General features: G+C 70.0%; 18 protein-coding genes. 12 read left to right on the forward strand and 6 right to left on the reverse strand.

The features are described from left to right. Window positions 1–136: 136 nt before the first annotated feature. On the reverse strand, window positions 137–745 hold the full coding sequence (locus tag ACPT94_RS03770; protein ID WP_425245095.1) for a toxin-antitoxin system, toxin component family protein: 609 nt from the start codon (window positions 743–745) through the stop codon (window positions 137–139). A 242-nt stretch (window positions 746–987) separates the two neighbouring features. Here ACPT94_RS03770 and ACPT94_RS03775 point away from each other — a divergent pair, with 242 nt between their 5' ends. The 6 genes from ACPT94_RS03775 to ACPT94_RS03800 all read left to right on the forward strand — a co-directional run bounded on the left by ACPT94_RS03775 (window position 988) and on the right by ACPT94_RS03800 (window position 7,251). Further along, window positions 988–2,337, forward strand: a complete 1,350-nt coding sequence (locus tag ACPT94_RS03775; protein WP_360343231.1) for an extracellular solute-binding protein — start codon at window positions 988–990, stop codon at window positions 2,335–2,337. Beyond that, complete coding sequence (locus tag ACPT94_RS03780) at window positions 2,334–3,272, forward strand: carbohydrate ABC transporter permease (RefSeq protein WP_425245096.1); 939 nt, start codon at window positions 2,334–2,336, stop codon at window positions 3,270–3,272. The genes ACPT94_RS03775 and ACPT94_RS03780 overlap by 4 nt, the downstream gene beginning before the upstream one ends. Further along, window positions 3,269–4,159 (forward strand): carbohydrate ABC transporter permease, encoded by an 891-nt coding sequence (locus tag ACPT94_RS03785; RefSeq protein WP_425245097.1) that lies wholly within the window; start codon window positions 3,269–3,271, stop codon window positions 4,157–4,159. The genes ACPT94_RS03780 and ACPT94_RS03785 overlap by 4 nt, the downstream gene beginning before the upstream one ends. Window positions 4,160–4,181: 22 nt before the next feature. Then, a complete protein-coding gene (locus ACPT94_RS03790) occupies window positions 4,182–5,150 on the forward strand; it encodes an arabinan endo-1,5-alpha-L-arabinosidase (protein ID WP_360343240.1) in 969 nt (322 codons plus the stop codon). 68 nt (window positions 5,151–5,218) lie between these two features. Then, a complete protein-coding gene (arfA, locus tag ACPT94_RS03795; protein ID WP_360343243.1) occupies window positions 5,219–6,733 on the forward strand; it encodes an arabinosylfuranosidase ArfA in 1,515 nt (504 codons plus the stop codon). A gap of 53 nt (window positions 6,734–6,786) precedes the next feature. Next, window positions 6,787–7,251: an RrF2 family transcriptional regulator gene (locus ACPT94_RS03800; protein ID WP_360343246.1), complete on the forward strand. Its 465-nt coding sequence runs from the start codon at window positions 6,787–6,789 to the stop codon at window positions 7,249–7,251. Between the two features lie 21 nt (window positions 7,252–7,272). Here the strand turns inward: ACPT94_RS03800 and ACPT94_RS03805 are convergent, their stop codons facing one another. Further along, a complete protein-coding gene (locus tag ACPT94_RS03805) occupies window positions 7,273–7,950 on the reverse strand; it encodes a macro domain-containing protein (protein WP_360343249.1) in 678 nt (225 codons plus the stop codon). Window positions 7,951–8,076: 126 nt separating this feature from the next. Between ACPT94_RS03805 and ACPT94_RS03810 the strand changes: the two genes are divergently transcribed. Together ACPT94_RS03810 and ACPT94_RS03815 are read left to right on the forward strand one after the other, a co-directional pair. After that, window positions 8,077–9,696 carry an ADP-ribosyltransferase domain-containing protein gene (locus ACPT94_RS03810; RefSeq protein WP_360343252.1) on the forward strand — a complete coding sequence of 540 codons (1,620 nt, stop codon included), beginning with the start codon at window positions 8,077–8,079 and terminating at the stop codon, window positions 9,694–9,696. A gap of 178 nt (window positions 9,697–9,874) precedes the next feature. Further along, window positions 9,875–10,525: a DUF4360 domain-containing protein gene (locus tag ACPT94_RS03815; RefSeq protein WP_360343255.1), complete on the forward strand. Its 651-nt coding sequence runs from the start codon at window positions 9,875–9,877 to the stop codon at window positions 10,523–10,525. Window positions 10,526–10,577: 52 nt separating this feature from the next. On the opposite strand, the gene ACPT94_RS03820 is transcribed toward ACPT94_RS03815, so the two are convergent. Together ACPT94_RS03820 and ACPT94_RS03825 are read right to left on the reverse strand one after the other, a co-directional pair. Beyond that, complete coding sequence (locus ACPT94_RS03820; protein ID WP_425245098.1) at window positions 10,578–10,760, reverse strand: DUF397 domain-containing protein; 183 nt, start codon at window positions 10,758–10,760, stop codon at window positions 10,578–10,580. Continuing rightward, entirely contained in the window at window positions 10,757–11,602 is an 846-nt protein-coding gene (locus tag ACPT94_RS03825) for a helix-turn-helix domain-containing protein (RefSeq protein WP_425245099.1), read from the reverse strand. Before ACPT94_RS03825 ends, ACPT94_RS03820 begins: the two co-directional genes overlap by 4 nt. Before the next feature lie 127 nt (window positions 11,603–11,729). On the opposite strand from ACPT94_RS03825, the gene ACPT94_RS03830 reads away from it, so the two are divergent. Continuing rightward, entirely contained in the window at window positions 11,730–12,221 is a 492-nt protein-coding gene (locus ACPT94_RS03830; protein WP_425245100.1) for an ATP-binding protein, read from the forward strand. Here ACPT94_RS03830 and ACPT94_RS03835 read toward each other — a convergent pair whose 3' ends face one another. After that, window positions 12,222–12,806, reverse strand: a complete 585-nt coding sequence (locus ACPT94_RS03835; RefSeq protein ID WP_425245101.1) for a TetR/AcrR family transcriptional regulator — start codon at window positions 12,804–12,806, stop codon at window positions 12,222–12,224. It lies immediately after the preceding gene. Window positions 12,807–12,876: 70 nt separating this feature from the next. On the opposite strand from ACPT94_RS03835, the gene ACPT94_RS03840 reads away from it, so the two are divergent. The 3 genes from ACPT94_RS03840 to ACPT94_RS03850 all read left to right on the forward strand — a co-directional run bounded on the left by ACPT94_RS03840 (window position 12,877) and on the right by ACPT94_RS03850 (window position 15,326). Then, window positions 12,877–14,001, forward strand: a complete 1,125-nt coding sequence (locus ACPT94_RS03840; protein ID WP_425245102.1) for an FAD-dependent monooxygenase — start codon at window positions 12,877–12,879, stop codon at window positions 13,999–14,001. A gap of 99 nt (window positions 14,002–14,100) precedes the next feature. After that, the gene (locus tag ACPT94_RS03845; RefSeq protein ID WP_360343273.1) at window positions 14,101–14,589 is read left to right on the forward strand and encodes a SigE family RNA polymerase sigma factor; all 489 of its coding nucleotides are present in this window, start codon (window positions 14,101–14,103) and stop codon (window positions 14,587–14,589) included. Next, on the forward strand, window positions 14,586–15,326 hold the full coding sequence (locus ACPT94_RS03850; protein WP_425245103.1) for a hypothetical protein: 741 nt from the start codon (window positions 14,586–14,588) through the stop codon (window positions 15,324–15,326). Before ACPT94_RS03845 ends, ACPT94_RS03850 begins: the two co-directional genes overlap by 4 nt. A 69-nt stretch (window positions 15,327–15,395) precedes the next feature. Here the strand turns inward: ACPT94_RS03850 and ACPT94_RS03855 are convergent, their stop codons facing one another. Then, a complete protein-coding gene (locus ACPT94_RS03855; protein WP_425245104.1) occupies window positions 15,396–16,160 on the reverse strand; it encodes an intradiol ring-cleavage dioxygenase in 765 nt (254 codons plus the stop codon). Window positions 16,161–16,513 lie beyond the last annotated feature (353 nt).

Raw genomic sequence — 16,513 nt, forward strand, 5'->3', positions numbered from 1 at the left:
ACCGCCGACGCGCCGCTCCCCACCGCCCCGAACCCGACGCTCGCGGACGCCCCGAAGCCGTTGCTTCCCGCCGCCCCGAACCCGTCGTTCCCCGCGGCCACAAGCCCGATGCTCCCGGCCGCCACCAGCCCGTACGTCACCGCGTCGTGCCCCTGCGTCCGCGGTAGCCGAGGGTCCGCTGGACCGGGTCGGGGGACGGGTGCCCGCCCCGCCCGGTCAGGTACGGCCGGAAGGCCGCCGCGAGCCGGTGCCCGAAGGCGTCGGCCTCGGCCTCGTCGTCCTCGCGGGAGCCGTCGCGGGCGGCGACGGCCAGGGCGATGTCGTCCCAGCCGGGCCGCCCGGCCAGCGCGTGCGCGGCGGCCGTGCCGACGCCGTGGTGGTGGTGCCGGTGCCCCGCGTGCAGATGCCACAACTCGTGTCCCAGGATGACCAGTTGCTGCACGTCCTCGGCGCGCTCCTCGACGATGACCAGGTCGAAGTCCTGGAACTCGACCCACAGACCGGTCACGTCGAACTCGTCGGGGAACCGCTCGAAGCGCAGTTCCACGGGCCGCCCGCCGCGCCGCGCGGCCATCTCCTCGCACAGCGCCCGGCACAACCCGCGTACGCCGGCGGGGGACTGGGGTCTGGCCCGCAGCGCGCGGGTCAGCTCGGCCGCCAACTCGCGCATGGCGGAGCTGTTCCGCGAGCGCCGCAAGGCCGAGGCGACGCGTGCCACCGTCCTGCGCGTGCCCGCGAGATCCATCGAACCCCCTTCACACCGCCCCGTGACGGCGTGTCCGAGCGTACGCGTCCGGAACTGCCCGCGTCATGCGGTCTCGGGACAGTTCGTTCAACCAAAAACAAACGTAATTCTTCAAAGTCCTGCGCGAGGCATTGACGTTGCAGCGCTGCAAACGTACGGTCCCGTTCGACTTGACGAGCGCTATCCGAAATATCGAACGTGATCGACAGGGACAACCGAGCTTCGAGCAGATAGGGCAGGGCATGGGACGACCTGGCCTCAACCGCAGGCAACTTCTGGCCGCGGCGGGCGGCCTCGCGGTCGCGGGCAGCTTCGGCTTCGCGGCGCTGGGCACGGGCGCCGACGCACTCGCCTCCAGTGCGCGCACCCGGGTGCGCTACTGGAACCTCTTCAGCGGCGGCGACGGCGCGAACATGATCGCGATGCTGGACGCCTTCCGTGAGGCGAACCCGGACATCGACGTGAAGGACTCCACCCTCCAGTGGGGCAACCCCTTCTACACCAAGCTCGCCATGGCGGCCGCGGGCAACCGCGCACCCGACCTCGGCGTCATGCACATGGGCCGGGTGACCGGCTTCTCGCCGGGCCGCCTCCTGGACCCCTGGGACGTCGACCTGCTCGCCAAGTACGGCGTACGGGAACAGGACTACAACCCCGCGCTGTGGAAGCGCGGGGTCATCGACGGCAAGCTCTACGCCCTCCCGCTCGACATCCACGTCCAGCTCTGCTTCTACCGCAAGGACGTGCTGAAGAAGGCGGACCTGCTCGGCGACGACGGCCGCATCGTCCCGGTCACCTCGACCGACGACTGGTTCGACGTGCTGAAAAGGGCCAAGGCCGTCCAGAAGAAGGGGCTCCAGACGATCGGTCTGTGGACCAACGACCAGAACTTCCAGTGGTGGTTCTTCGTGGCCTTCTACACCCAGCTGGGCGGCCAGTGGTTCAACGACGACAACACCGAGGTCCTCTTCGACGCCGACAAGGCCACCCAGGTCCTGGAGTTCCTCCGCAAGCACGTCACCGACGGGTACGTCATCCCCGGCGCCCCCACCGGCGAACAGTTCATCAACGGCGCCCCCTTCACCTGGGAGGGCAACTGGTCCGTACCGGTCTTCTCCGGCGCCGAACTGGACTACGGCGCGACCCCGCTGCCGCCCGTCTTCGGCAAGCAGGCCACCCACGCCGAGTCGCACGCGTTCGTCCTGCCCCACCAGTCCGGACGCGGCGGCGCCACCAACGAGGGCGCGCACGAACTCGCCGCCTACGTCGTCAAGCACGCCCTCCAGTGGGCGGCCGGCGGTCACATCCCCGCGTACACGCCGACCCTCTCCACGGACGCCTACAAGAAGCTCACCCCGCAGAACGAATACGTGAGCGCCATGGACCACCAGGCCACCGAGCCGAAGGTGTGGTTCGCGGGCTCCACCGGCGTCCTCGCCCAGGACCTCGGCCCGGTCGTCGTCTCCTCGACCATGGGCTCCGCCAAACCGGCCGCGGTCGCGCAGACGATGAGGAAACACCTCACCAAGCTCCTCGCCTCGAAGAACCCGATGGACGGCAGAACCGCCGCGCAGGGAGGTGCGGTCGCATGACGACCAGCGCTCAGACCGTCGTCGCGCCGGCGCGCGCCAAGACCGCGACCGCGACGGCCACCGTCCGCCGCAAGCAGGGCTTCCAGCACGGGGGCTGGTTCGTTGCCCCCTTCCTGCTGCTCTTCGTGCTGTTCGTGATCTGGCCGCTGCTGCGCGGCGTCTACCTCAGCTTCACGGACGCCAACATCTCCGGCGAAGGCGCGAGCTTCGTCGGCCTCGACAACTACCGCGAGGCCCTGCGCGACTCGGCGATGTGGGACGCGCTCGGCCACAGCGCGTACTTCACGCTGCTGGTCGTCCCGTGCATCACCGTCCTCGCCTTCCTGCTCGCGATGCTCGCCCACAACATCGAACGCGGAAAGTGGCTGTGGCGGCTGTGCTTCTTCGTGCCGTTCCTGCTGCCCTCGACGGTCGCGGCCAACCTGTTCCAGTGGCTGTTCACCCAGGGCATCGGCCTGATCAACGAGACCTTCGGGCTCGACACGCCCTGGCTGACCGACAAGTCGTACGCGATGCTCGCCATCGTCATCGAGACCCTGTGGTGGACGGTCGGCTTCAGCTTCCTGCTCTACCTCGCCGCCCTCCAGGGCATCCCGGACCACCTGTACGAGGCCGCGAAGCTCGACGGCGCGAACGCCTGGCACCGCATCGTCCACATCACGCTGCCGATGCTGCGCAACATCACCGGCCTGGTGATCGCGCTCCAGATCCTCGCCTCGCTGCAACTGTTCGACCAGGCCGTCGTGATGATGGACTTCGGACCGGGACCGGAGGTCAGCACCCGCTCCTTCGTCCAGTACACCCTCGAACAGGGCTTCACCAGCTACCGCGTGGGCTACGCCTCCGCGATGTCCATCATCTTCTTCGTGATCATCGCAGTCGTCGCCCTGGCGCGGATGTGGCTGCTGCGCAACCGTGAGGAGGGCGGCCGATGACCACCGCCGAGACGATGACCACCACCGAGACGACCGTACGCACCGTACGCACCAGGTCCCGCAAGCCCTGGACGCCCAGCCAGATCGTCCTCACGCTGCTCGGCGTCGCCGTCTCCGCCGTCTTCGTGGCGCCGATCGCCGCGGCCCTGCTCACCTCCCTCAAGTCCGAGGCGGAGGCGGCCGAGATCCCGCCGCACTGGCTGCCGAAGGTCTGGACGGGCCAGGCGTGGAAGGCACTGTGGGAGACCGGCAACATCACCAACTGGTTCGTCAACTCCCTGGTGGTCTCGGTCTGCGTCACCACCGTCGTGCTGGCGGTCAGCGCGCTCGCCGGATACGGCTTCGCCCGCACCGAGTTCCGCGGCAAGAGCGTGCTCATGGGCATCGTCATGTCGGGCCTGATGATCTCCCCGGCGGTCCTCGGCGTCCCGCTCTTCACCACCGTCCAGCAGATGGGAATGGTCGACACCTACTGGGGCATGATCCTCCCGCAGTGCGCCCCCGCCGCGATGGTCTACATCCTCTACAAGTTCTTCCAGGGCATCCCCCGCGAACTGGAGGAAGCGGCCTTCATCGACGGGGCGGGCCGCTGGCGGGTCTTCTTCACGATCGTGGTTCCGCTGGCCCGCCCGTCCCTCGCGGCGGTCGGCATCTTCACCTTCATCGCCTCCTGGAACAACTTCCTGTGGCCGTACATGGTGACCAACAACCCCGACCTGATGACCATGCCGAACGGCATCGCGACCGTCATGAACTCCTACGGCATCCAGTGGGCCCAGCTCATGGCCGGCGGACTCATGGCCGGCCTGCCGCTGATCATCGTCTTCGTCTTCTTCCAGCGCCAGATCGTGGCGGGTGTCGCGCACACCGGCCTCGCGGGCCAGTAACTCCCCGTAAGGAGCTACGCACTTGAAGCGTCTCAGCATCGCGGCGACCGTCGCCGCGGCCCTCCTCGCCCTGCTGCCGACCACGGCCGCGGCCGACGTCACCTACCCCGACCCCCAGACCGTCACCGGCCAGCAGATCATCCACGACCCCACCGTCATCCGCCTCAGGACCGGCGGCTACGTCGCCTACTCGACCGGCGGCGTCATCGGCGCCCGCACGTCCGAGGACCGCGTCCACTGGGACGACGCCGGCAACGCCTTCGCCGAACCCCCGAGCTGGTGGTACGAGTACAACTCCACCGGCGACCCGTGGGCCCCCGACATCTCCTACCGCGCCGGCCGGTACTGGCTCTACTACGCCGTCTCCTCCTGGGGGTCCAACCACTCCGCGATCGGCGTCGCCACCTCCCGGACCGGCCTCCCCGGCACCTGGACCGACCACGGCAAGGTCTTCACCTCCGAACGCACCGACTCCTGGAACGCCATCGACCCCGCCGTCACCCAGGCCGACGGCAGGCTGTGGATGTCCTTCGGCTCCTACTGGACGGGCATCCGCATGGTCGAACTGAACCCGAGGACAGGGAAGGCGGTCACCGACGCCCCGGTCCACCACCTGGCGACCCGCCCGGACGCGCCGTACGCGGTGGAGGGCCCGTACATCGTGCGCCACGGCCGCTACTACTACCTCTTCGCGTCGTACGACGCGTGTTGCGCGGGCGTGAACTCGACGTACAAGATCAAGGTGGGGCGCGCGACCTCCGTGACCGGTCCGTACGTCGACAGCACGGGCAAGCCCCTGCTGGAGGGCGGCGGCGACCTGCTGCTGGCGGGCCACGGCCGGTACGTGGGGACGGGCGGAGAGTCGGTGTTCCGCGACCGGGGCAAGGACTGGCTGGCGTACCACTACTACGACGCGGAGGACAACGGCACCCCCAAGCTGGGGCTCAACAGGCTGAGCTGGACGAAGAACGGCTGGCCGAAGGTCCTCTGACGGCGCGAGAACCCACCACGGCCCGCAGCGGCCGACGCAACACACGTCACCCTCCTCGAAAGGCGCGCATGCAGACCGCACGTTTCACACTCGACCCCGCCTTCAAGATCGGCAAGGTGAACCCCCGCCTCTTCGGCTCCTTCGTCGAACACCTCGGCCGCTGCGTCTACACCGGCATCTACGAACCCGGCCACCCCACCGCCGACGCCGAAGGCCTCCGCACGGACGTCCTCGAACTGGTCCGCGAACTCGGCGTCACCGCCATCCGCTACCCCGGCGGCAACTTCGTCTCCGGCTACAAGTGGGAGGACTCGGTGGGCCCCGCCGGGGACCGCCCCCGGCGCCTCGACCTGGCCTGGCGGTCCACGGAGACGAACCGTTTCGGCCTCTCCGAGTACATCGCCTTCCTGAAGAAGATCGGCCCGCAGGCCGAACCGATGATGGCCCTCAACCTGGGCACCCGAGGCGTGGCCGAGGCCCTGGAGCTCCAGGAGTACGCCAACCACCCGGCCGGCACCGCGCTCTCCGAGCAGCGGATCGCGCACGGCGACAAGGAGCCGTTCGGCATCCGGCTGTGGTGCCTGGGCAACGAGATGGACGGCCCCTGGCAGACCGGCCACAAGACGGCCGAGGAGTACGGCCGGGTCGCCGCCGAGACGGCCCGGGCGATGCGCCAGATCGACCCGGCCGTCGAACTGGTCGCCTGCGGCAGCTCGGGCCAGTCGATGCCGACGTTCGCCGAATGGGAGGCGAAGGTCCTGCAGGAGACGTACGACCTGGTCGACTACATCTCCCTGCACGCCTACTACGAGCCGCACGACGGCGACGTGGACTCCTTCCTGGCGTCGGCCGTCGACATGGAGTCCTTCATCGAGAACGTCGTCGCCACCTGCGACCACGTGGGCGCGCGGCTGAAGTCGAAGAAGAAGATCAACCTGTCCTTCGACGAGTGGAACGTCTGGTACCTGTCCCGGTGGGAGGAGCACGCCCGCACCAGCGACCCCACCGACTGGCCGGAGGCCCCCCGCCTCCTGGAGGACAACTACAGCGTCCTGGACGCGGTCGTCTTCGGTTCCCTCCTCATCGCCCTGCTCCGCCACGCCGACCGCGTGACGGTCGCCTGCCTCGCCCAGCTCGTCAACGTCATCGCGCCGATCCTCACCGAGCCGGGCGGCCCGGCCTGGCGGCAGACGACGTTCTTCCCGTTCGCGCAGGCGTCCCGGTACGGCCGGGGCGAGGTCCTCGACGTCCGCGTCGACTCACCGACGTACGAGACGAAGAAGTACGGCGAGGCGGACCTGCTGCACGCCACCGCCGTCCGGGCGGAGGACGGCACGGTCACCGTGTTCGCCGTCAACCGCAGCCGGACCGAGCCGCTCCCCCTGGAAGTGGCCCTGAGCGGTCTCGGTGTCGCGCGGCTCGTCGAGCACAGCGTGCTCTCCGACGCCGACCCGGACGCCCGCAACACCCTCGCCGACCCCGAGCGGGTCGCCCCGCACCCGGCCGAGGGCACGACGGTGACCGACGGGACGCTGACGGCGACGCTGGAGCCGCTGTCCTGGAACGTCATCCGGCTGGCGTGACCCGGTGACCTCCGGTGCGCCGTCGTACGGCGGCGCACCGGACAATGGTCGCCATGAGGATCTCGGCACGCGCGGACTACGCGGTACGGGCGGTACTGGAGCTCGCCGTACGCCACGGCGGCGACGGCGACCCGGTGAAGGCGGAGACGATCTCCGCCGCACAGGACATTCCGCACAAGTTCCTGGAGGGGATCCTCGGCGACCTGCGGCGCGGCGGGATCGTCGACAGCCGGCGCGGCGGGGGCGGCGGCTACCGGCTCGCCCGCGCCCCCGAGAGCATCACGGTCGCGGACGTCATCAGGGCGGTGGACGGCCCCATCGTGTCGGTCCGGGGCGAACGCCCGACGGGCCTCACCTACACCGGCACCGCCCAACCCCTCCTCCCGCTCTGGATCGCGCTGCGCGCCAACGTCCGCAAGATCCTGGAGGGCGTCACGGTCGCCGACATCGCGGCGGACGCCCTCCCGGACCCGGTGAAGGCCCTGGCGGCGGAACCGGCGGCCTGGGAGAACCCGTAGGAAGCCAGGTGGAGGTGTCCGTCAGCGACGGGAGGACGGGCGCTCGGGCGGGGAGATGCGGACCCGGGTCTCGGCGGGTGCGCTTTCTATGTCGTCGAGCTGCGCGACGATCGTGCTGCGCAGGTCGTCGTAGTCCTCGAAGGAGTAGTCGTTGAACAGCGTGTAGCCCGTCCACATCAGGTTGGCGCACACGCGCGCCGGTACCCGGCCGGTCCGGGCGCCCATGCCGACCAGCGCCACCGACTCGATGCTGCCGGGCGCCTCGCTGTTCTGCCGGTGGATCGCCTGGAACGCGGCGGCGCAGGCCAGGGCCACGTTCAGCGTCTCGCTCACGTTCTGCGAGGACTGCTCCATGGTCGGCGTCGAGATCAGGAACCTCGGGTTGACCGCCCCGGACGGGACGCACACCGCGCTGCCCACCGGGAGCCTGCCGGCGAACCGGTCGCGGATCGCCCGCTGGACGCGCAGCTGGATCCCCGCCCCGAGGTGCCGCTTGACGGCGGCGTCCACCCCGCCGTTCATCAGGCCGCGGGAGTTGGTCGGGCTGACCCAGGCGTCGACCTTCTCGTCGAGGATCGAGCCCTTGCGGATCTCGATCCCGGGGGTGTCGGCGAACGCCGCCCGCCATGCCTCCACCACCTTCGTGTTGATGTCGGTCAACACCACCCTGAGCGGCGGCTGCACGCGGTTCACAGTCATCTTCCACACTCCCGTCGGGAAACGGTCCTGCCACTGATCAGGACGCTACCGTGCCCCACTGACAACGCAGTTGGGGAAGCCGGTCGGCCGGCCGCGTTGTCGTACCCCGCTGCTAGCTTCCCGGACATGATCGATGCCAACGCCCCCGCCCAGCCCGACCCGAACGACCCGCTGGCCCTCGCCGAACTGTTCAAGGGCGGCGGTGAACCGTGGCTTCCGCTGCTGAAGCCGGTCATCGAGGCGCAGCCGAACGCCGCCTCCTTCATCGGCCCGGGCCGTGGCCCGGACGTCGTGCCCGTCCGTGAACTGACCTTCCAGGCGCTCAAGCCCAACCCGCCGCACAAGTGGAAGGTCGTGATCTTCGGCCAGAACCCCTACCCGCGGCCGGAGAGCGCCACCGGCATCGCCATGTTCGACAACACCTTCCACGACTGGAAGGACAGCCAGTTCGGCAGGGTCGTCAGCATCCGCTGCATCATCAAGGCGGCGGCGATGTGGAAGTACGGCATTCCGAAGAAGACGCCGATAGCCGACGTCCGCGCGCTGTTGAAGAAGCAGGACACCGTCCAGCCGCCGGAATGGTTCCAGGCGATGCTCACCCAGGGCGTCCTGCTGCTGAACGCGGCGCTCACCGCCAGCAGCGACGGGCCGAGGGGAGCCGACCCGCACACCGCGTTCTGGCGTCCGGTCGCCGAGCGGATCGTCGAGGAGATCCTCAGGGCCAAGCAGAACGCCGACGAGGAGGACCGCGGTGTCGTCTTCGCGTGGTGGGGTGCCCACGCCCGCAACCTGAAGAAGGTCGTCCTCCAGCTCCAGAAGAAGTATCCCGAGGTCGAGGTGCGGCACATCGACCACCCCAACCCGGCCGCCCAGGGTGACATCTTCTGCGACGGCGACCACTTCGGCATGGTGAACGACGCCCTGGCCTCGGTGGGCGCGGACGCCGTCGACTGGCTGCCGAGCAGCGGCTGGGACCAGCACGCGGCGGAGGCCGGCGGCACGGACGGCGGTGTCGCCGAGCGCATGGGGGCGTTCATCGCGTCCACCATGGAACTGCACCAGCTCTATCTGGAGCGGCTCTCCAGCGTCAAGGACGAGGGACTCGTCCTGCCCGCGATCACCGGCGTGTTCGACACCCCGCTCATGGACTTCCGTGACGCCGTCGGCCCCGTCGCCGAGCTGCTGTCCGGTCTCGACCGGCACGTCCAGCGGTCGCACGAGTTCGGCAAGCGGCGGGTGGACGAAACGGCCGGCGGCGACCTGTCCGCCGACGCCATCGCCGCGCTCTACCTCTACACCTGCGAGTCCGCGTTCTACCGGGAGATCAACGCCATCCTGCGCGCCCCGGACCGGTCGAAGGTCGTCCCGTACCTCCCTTACCTGCGCCTGCTCTTCTCGGCGGTGTCGGGCCTTCCCGTTCGCACGCAGCCGCTGTGGCGCGGCGTGCCGCTGGACCTGCGGGCGCAGTACCCGGTCGGACGGACCGTGACCTGGTGGGGCGTGTCCTCCTGCACGTCGCAGCTCGGCGTGGCGCGGTCCTTCCTCGGCAGCCGCGGCAAGCGGACGCTCTTCGAGGTGCAGCCCGCCCGCGCCGTCGGCATCCGCGACTTCTCCGCGTTCACGGGCGAGGAGGAGTTCATCCTGCTGCCGGGTACGCAGCTCAAGGTGACGGAGGTGAAGGCCGAACGCGGCGGCCTGTGCACCGTGAGGCTGACCGAGTCGGAGGAGCAGCCCCTCGTGTCCTGAGAAGGCGTGTGAACGGGCCGGGGTGAATGGCCGGAGTTCGGTCTGGGCGAGTCCCAGGCGGCTCCCTACGATGCGATCGCCCCGGCTCTTCACAGCAACTCCATTGATTCTTCACAGAGTTGCTGTGCGGATCCCGGGCGCATCCACCCCCCACCGATCCGACCGAAGGGGAGAGACCATGCCAGCTGGGTTGCTCCTGGGCGGCGCCGCCGCCGCTCTCGTCACGGCCGTACTGCCCGCCCACAACCCGTCCACCGGGTTCGTCGACCCGCCCCCGGACAAGATCGTCATCAACGTCGCCACGGTCAACGGCTCCGGCTGCCCCCAGGGCACCGCCGCCGTCGCCGTCTCCGAGGACAACACCGCGTTCACGGTGACCTACAGCGACTACCTCGCCCAGGTCGGCGGCAACTCCGACCCCACGGCGTTCCGCAAGAACTGCCAGCTCAGCCTGGTCGTCCACGTCCCGCAGGGCTTCACCTACGCCATCGCCAGCGCGGACTACCGGGGCTTCGCCTCACTCCAGCCCGGCGCGAGCGCGGTCCAGCGGGCCTCGTACTACTTCCAGGGCTCGTCCAGCACGGTGTTCAAGAACCACAACTTCACCGGCGCCTACAACGACAACTGGCAGGCCACCGACACCACGGACTGGGCCCAGCTCGTCTACGCGCCCTGCGGTGTCCAGCGCAACTTCAACATCAACACCGAGCTGCGCGTGAACGCCGGGACGTCGTCGCCGAGCAGGGTCAGCTTCATGACGATGGACTCGACCGACGGCGACATCAGCACCGTGTACCACATGGCCTGGAAGGAGTGCCCGGCCAAGTGAGAGAAGGGGCCGCCCGCCTCGGCGGGCGGCCCCCCTCTCCGTGGCTCTACGGTCACTCGGCCGCGTGGGCGACGAAGTCGGCCCACGCGGGGGGGGGGAGGGGGTGCGGGGGGCCGTCCTTGTCCTTGGAGTCGCGGACGTGGATGTGGCCGGGGAGGGTGGCGACTTCGATGCAGTTGTCGCCGGAGCCACTGCTGTAGCTGCTCTTGAACCAGGCCAGTTCGGACGTGCTCATAGGTCCCCTCGCATCCGTTGCAACAGGCTCACGGAGTCTTGGAAGGTGAGAGCCTGTGAACGAATCCTGGCATACCGGCTCTGGAGCACGCTGATCCCTTTTGGGTCGGAGATGAGTTGGCCGCTTTGCTGGCCCTCGCTGTATCCGAACCACTTGTGCTTCGGCGTCTCCAGCAAGGCGATCGGGCCGTGCAGACCGGCGTGGGACGGCTGCTCCAACGGCATGATCTGGATCTCGACGTTGCGCAACTTGCAGACGTTCAGCAGGTGATCGATGGACTCTCGGGTGACTGTCACACCGCCGGTCCGCCGCAGCAGCACGTGCTCCTCGATGATGAAATTGAAGGCGGTGTTCGGGCGCTCGCTCAGCAGCTTCTGCCGTTCCGACCGTGCGGCCCAGTTGGCCTCGATCTGCTCGTCGTTCAGTGGCGGCAGCTCGTCGGTGAAGAGCTGCCGAGCGTACGTCTCCGTCTGGAGCAGTCCGGGGATCATGCGGCACTCGTAGTTGAAGAGGCTGATCGCCAGCTTCTCCAACGCCGCCCACCGCCGGAACCAGGCCGCCAGCCCCGGTTGCCGCTCCAGATACTCCGCCCCGCGCCTTAACGCCCCCGTGTTCCCGAGAGCCTTCTCCGCCGCCTCGACGAAGTCCACATCCGGCATCCGCCTCCCCAACTCCACGGATGCCACCGTGTGTTTGGAGAACCCCACCAGGTCCCCGAACTCCTCCCTGCTCAGCCCCTGGAACTCCCGCAGCGCCTGCACCACCGCCCCGAACGTCCGCAGACTGTCCGACGACTCCGGCTCACCGCTGCTGCACGCACCCACGCGTCCGTCGACCACCATCGGTCACCTCCCGCACACATGGTCACGCCGCGTCACCAGTACTGTCCAGTGAGTCACCGCGTACGCTGCGCGAGCGTACGCGGCTCCTGCCTGGTGAAGCCCCGCCGGGACCCGCCAGATTGGCCCCATGACAGCACGACCCACCTCCCAACCCCTGGTTACCGTACGTGTGTTCAGCCAGCGCCTGAGTGCGACACCGCGAGGTGCCCGGCTCGCCCGGCACCTCGCCCTGAACCAGCTCGACGCCTGGGGCATCCCGCACGGCACGGACGTCTCGGACGCCGTAGCGGTGATCGTCGCCGAACTGACGGCGAACGCCGTGACCCATGGCCGCGTCCCGGGCCGGGACTTCGAGCTGCGGCTGTCGCTCGTGCCGGGGAGTGTCCGGGTCGAGGTCAGCGACACGCTCACGGATCCGCGTCCGCCCGGCCCCGCCGCCGTACGGAACGTGGGCCCGCTCGACGAGGCCGGCCGTGGCCTGTTCCTGGTCGACGCGCTGGCCGCCCGCTGGGAGGTGGTGGACCGGGAGCCGCCGCCGGGCAAGACCGTGCGGGCGGAGGTGGACGTACCAGGGTGGCTCGGGATCATGAGAAGGGCGCAGGCCCGACCGCTCGGGTGATCACCGCAGCGCCGAAGCGACCAGCCCCCGGATCTCCTCCTCCGTCACCGCGCCCCCGTTCACCAGCCGGTCGAAGACCAGGCCGTCCACGCAGGTGAGCAGGGTGACCGTCCGCTCCTCCGCGTCCCGCACCCCTTCCCGGGACAGGAACGCGACCGCCACCCGGCGGCCCGCGTTCTCGCGCGGGACGAGGATCTCCCGCAGCTCGGGGTGGTGCACGCTCTCGATCGCGCACGCGTACCGGGCGAGGGTGCGCCGCCGCCCCTCCCCGGTGAGCCGGAGGGCGCAGAAGGCGACCAGGCCGGCCACCAGCTCCTCCGTGTCGCGCGGCACCGGGGTCGCGGCGCCGATCTCCTGGAGCTCCGCCTGGTCCAGCGCCACCAGCCGTCGGACCAGAGCCGTCAACAGGGCCTGGCGGGTGCGGAAGTACGCCGACGTCGTCCCCGGCGGCAGTCCGGCCGCCCGGTCCACCGCGCGGTGGGTCAGGCCCCGTATCCCCGACTCGGCGAGGACGTCGACGGCGGCGTCGGCGAGGAGCGTACGGCGGTCGCGGCGGTCAGGGTGGTCAGGGCGTTCTTCGAGCACCCTCCCTTTCTACACCTGTAGAGAGGGTGAGTACTCTTCTTCTACAGCTGTAGAAAGGGAGTGGTGCGGCATGGGCAACACCGCGGTCGTCGTGGGCGGCGGAATCGGCGGTCTGGCCGCGGCCCTCGGGCTGCGTCTCGTCGGCTGGGAGGTCACCGTCCTCGAACGCGCCCCCGCGTTCGCCGAGGTGGGGGCCGGAATCTCCCTGCACGCCAACGGCGTACGGGCGTTGGAGGCACTCGGCGTCGGCGAGGCGATACGGGCCGCCGCCCGCCCCCTCCACACCGGCGGGAACCGCACCCCCGACGGCCGCTGGCTGGCCCGGATGGACGGCGCGGCCCTGGAACGCCGGCTGGGCACCCCCGTCGTCGGCATCCTCCGGGCCGACCTGCACCGCGTCCTGCGCGAGGCGCTGCCCGCCGAGGCGGTGAAGACCGGCGTGGAGGTGACCGACGTGGGCGATGCGGGCGACGCGGATCTGATCGTCGTAGCCGACGGGGTGCACAGCCGCCTGCGTGCCGAGTTGTTCCCCGGCCACCCCGGCCCCGTCCACAGCGGCTCGACGGTCCTGCGGGCCATCACCGAGCACCCTTTCCCCGGCCTGTGCTCCGACCTCGAACTGACCTGGGGTCCGGGCGCCGAGTTCGGGCACATCGTCTTCGCCGACGGGCGGGCCGAGTGGCACGCGGTGCTCACCTCACCGCCGGGCGTCCGCCACCCCGACCCCCTCGCCGCGATGCGCCGCCGCTTCCACGGCTGGCACGACACCGTCCCCGCACTGCTGGACGCGACCCGCCCGGAAGACGTCCTCCACCACGACATCCACGAACTGGTCACCCCCCTGCCCAGCTTCACCGTCGGCGACCGCATCGCGGTCCTCGGCGACGCCGCCCACGCCATGACCCCCAACCTCGGCCAGGGCGCGAGCCAGGCCCTGGAGGACGCCGCCGTCCTCGCCGCCTGCCTCGCCGTCGAACCCACCATCCCATCGGCCCTGCGCCGCTACGACGCCGAACGCCGACCGCGCACCCGGTCCGTCGCCCGCGCCGCCCGCCAGGCCGGCCGGATGGGCCACCGGCTCACCCACCCCCTCGCCGTCGCCCTCCGCGACACCGCCCTCCGCCTGGCCCCCTCCGAAGCGACCCTGCGCGCCGTCCTCCGCCACGCCGACTGGACGCCACCGCGGCTGCGCTGACGGAATTCGTACCGCGTCTTCTGCGTCCTTCCTGCATCCCCACCGCACTGGAAGGGGTGAGACGGTCCGTACGACGGGAGGGCCGGGAGAGGGGGAGGGATGACGCGGGGCGCGGAAGCTGCTCTGCACGCCTTCGTCGAGGGCAGACGCACGGCGCTGTTCCGCAGCGCGTACCTGCTGTGCGGCAACCGCGACGAGGCCGAGGACCTCGTGCAGACCACGCTGGTCAGGGTCGTCCTCGGAGCGCGCCGGCACGGGCGGCTGGACGATCTCGAGGCCTATGCGCGCAGGACGCTGGTCAACTCCTTCATCACCGCACGCAGACGCTTCTGGCGGCGCGAGCACGCTTACGGCGAGTTGCCCGAGGTGCCCGAGCGGACGACGGACAACGACACCGGGCTGATGGTGCGGGCCGCCCTCGCGCAGCTCACGCCCAAACAGCGGGCGGTGCTGGTGCTGCGCTACTGGGAGGACCTCAGCGTCGCCGCCACCGCCGAGCTGCTCGGGATGCGGGAGAGCACGGTGAAGAGCCATACGGCGAGAGGACTGGCGGCGCTGCGGGCCGTGGTGCGGGAGGAGCACGTATGAACGTCACGGGAGTGAACGGCCCGGAAGTGAACGACCCGGACGTGCGCACGCTGCTGGGGCGGGCCGTGGACGGTGTCCCGGCTCCGACGTCGCCCGGCGCCGACACGGTCTTCGCGCGGGCGGCGAGGGTGCGGTGGCGGCGGCGCGGGCTGGTGACGGCGGCCGTCGTCGCGGTGGGCGCGGTGGGCTTCGGGGCGGGTTTCCTGCCCGACGGGAAGGCCGTCGACACGGCCGCGGAACGGTCCCGGGCGGCCTCCTTCGCCGAGCTGCTGCCGCCCGGGGTCGGCACGGTGCGTGAGGTGTCCCTGAAGGAGCGGCGCACCGTGCTGACGTTCGGACCGCTGCCGGCGAAGCCGACGGACCGCTTGGGGCCGTACGACGGGGACTACACGGTCAGCAGGGACGGCGGTGTCGGCATCCTCCGGGTCCGCGTCGTGGACCATCGGCCGATGGGGGGCATGCCGATGGATCCGTGCCGAGAAGTGCACGCCGGAACCATCTGCGAGTCCGAGACACTGCCGAACGGTAACGTGCTGCACATCCAGGGCTTTACGGGTAAGTCCTCCTGGGGGCGGGACATCGTCGCCACCGTCTACTCGCGGAAGGGCCCGGTCCTCTACATCGAGGACAACGACGGCATCACGGGCGAGGGATCCCCGGGCCCGGTGCTCGACTCCCTTCCCCTGACGAAGAAGCAGTTGCGCGAACTCGCCGGCAACCCTGAGCTGTTGCCGTAAGGGGGCGCGACGGGAGGTACGCAAGGGGCGGTACGAGAATCCCGTACCGCCCCGGGAACGCGTGTCGCCTCAGCTGCTCTCGACGCCGAGCGTCAGCGTCCCCGCGTATCCGGAGGACGTCGAGCTGCCCAGCGCCGTCAGGGTGAGCAGCCCGGACGCGGCGCCTCCGTCGTCGTAGATGGAGTCCTGGGCGAGGGTGGTGCGCGGGACGGTGTTGGTCGAGTACGGGGAGACCGCCGCGACACGGGTCGTGATCGTCTCGTTGAAGAAGAGCTGGCCGGTGTGGATCTCCTGGCCGCCGGTGAAGGAGCCGTCCGAGGTCAGGGTGACGTTCGTGTGGACCTTGACGTGGATGTGGACGCAGCGGCCCCGGTACCACCCGGGGTAGACGGTCGTGATCGCCGCGACGCCGCTGGAGTTCGTCAGGACCCCGCCGCGCAGGAAGGTGCCGTTGTCGGGCTCGTTGTGGCCGTTGTTGCCGACGAAGCCGGAGTACTCGCCGAGGGCGTCGGCGTGCCAGAGCTCGACGAGGGCGTTGGACAGGGGCGCGCAGGTGTCGTCGTCGACGACGGTGAGGGTCAGCTTCAGCGGGATGCCCGCCTTGCCCTCGCTGATGTCGGAGCGGACGTACTGTCCGTCGAGGTAGTAGGGGCCTTCGGTCATCTCCTTCGTGAGGGTGCAGACGGCCGCCGCGGCCACGGGGGCGGTGGCCGGGGCGGTGGCGGCGGGGGAGTCGGTCGCGGCGGCGGCACCCACGGCCAGCGTGGCGGCGGTGGCTCCGGTGGCGACCAGAACGGTACGGCGCCCGAAACGCGCCTCTGAGGTGTCTGTCATGGACACGGCACCGTAGGAACGGTTGCTGTTGAGGAGCTGTCAGTTAGGCAAAGTCACAGGCCGTCAAGTCCAGTGTCGGGCGGCTTGCGCTCAAGCACGGGCCGGGTATGCCGAAGGCGCTCGGCCGGTGACTCGGCCGAGCGCCCTCGTCGTGCTGTTCTGCCCGTCAGGACAGCCTGCGGGCAGCCTCCTGGACTGCCCATTGCACCAGTCGGACACTCACGGGCTGATCGATGAGCCGAATGAACAACTCATCCGACCCCTCGTACTGAAACACCTCGAGAATCTCCACGATGGCACCGCGGTCATCCCTGGTGCGAAATTCAACGATTCTTTCGTCCGAATCGATCGGT

This window comes from Streptomyces aurantiaciflavus (assembly GCF_049808595.1).
Classification (GTDB): Bacteria; Actinomycetota; Actinomycetes; order Streptomycetales; family Streptomycetaceae; genus Streptomyces.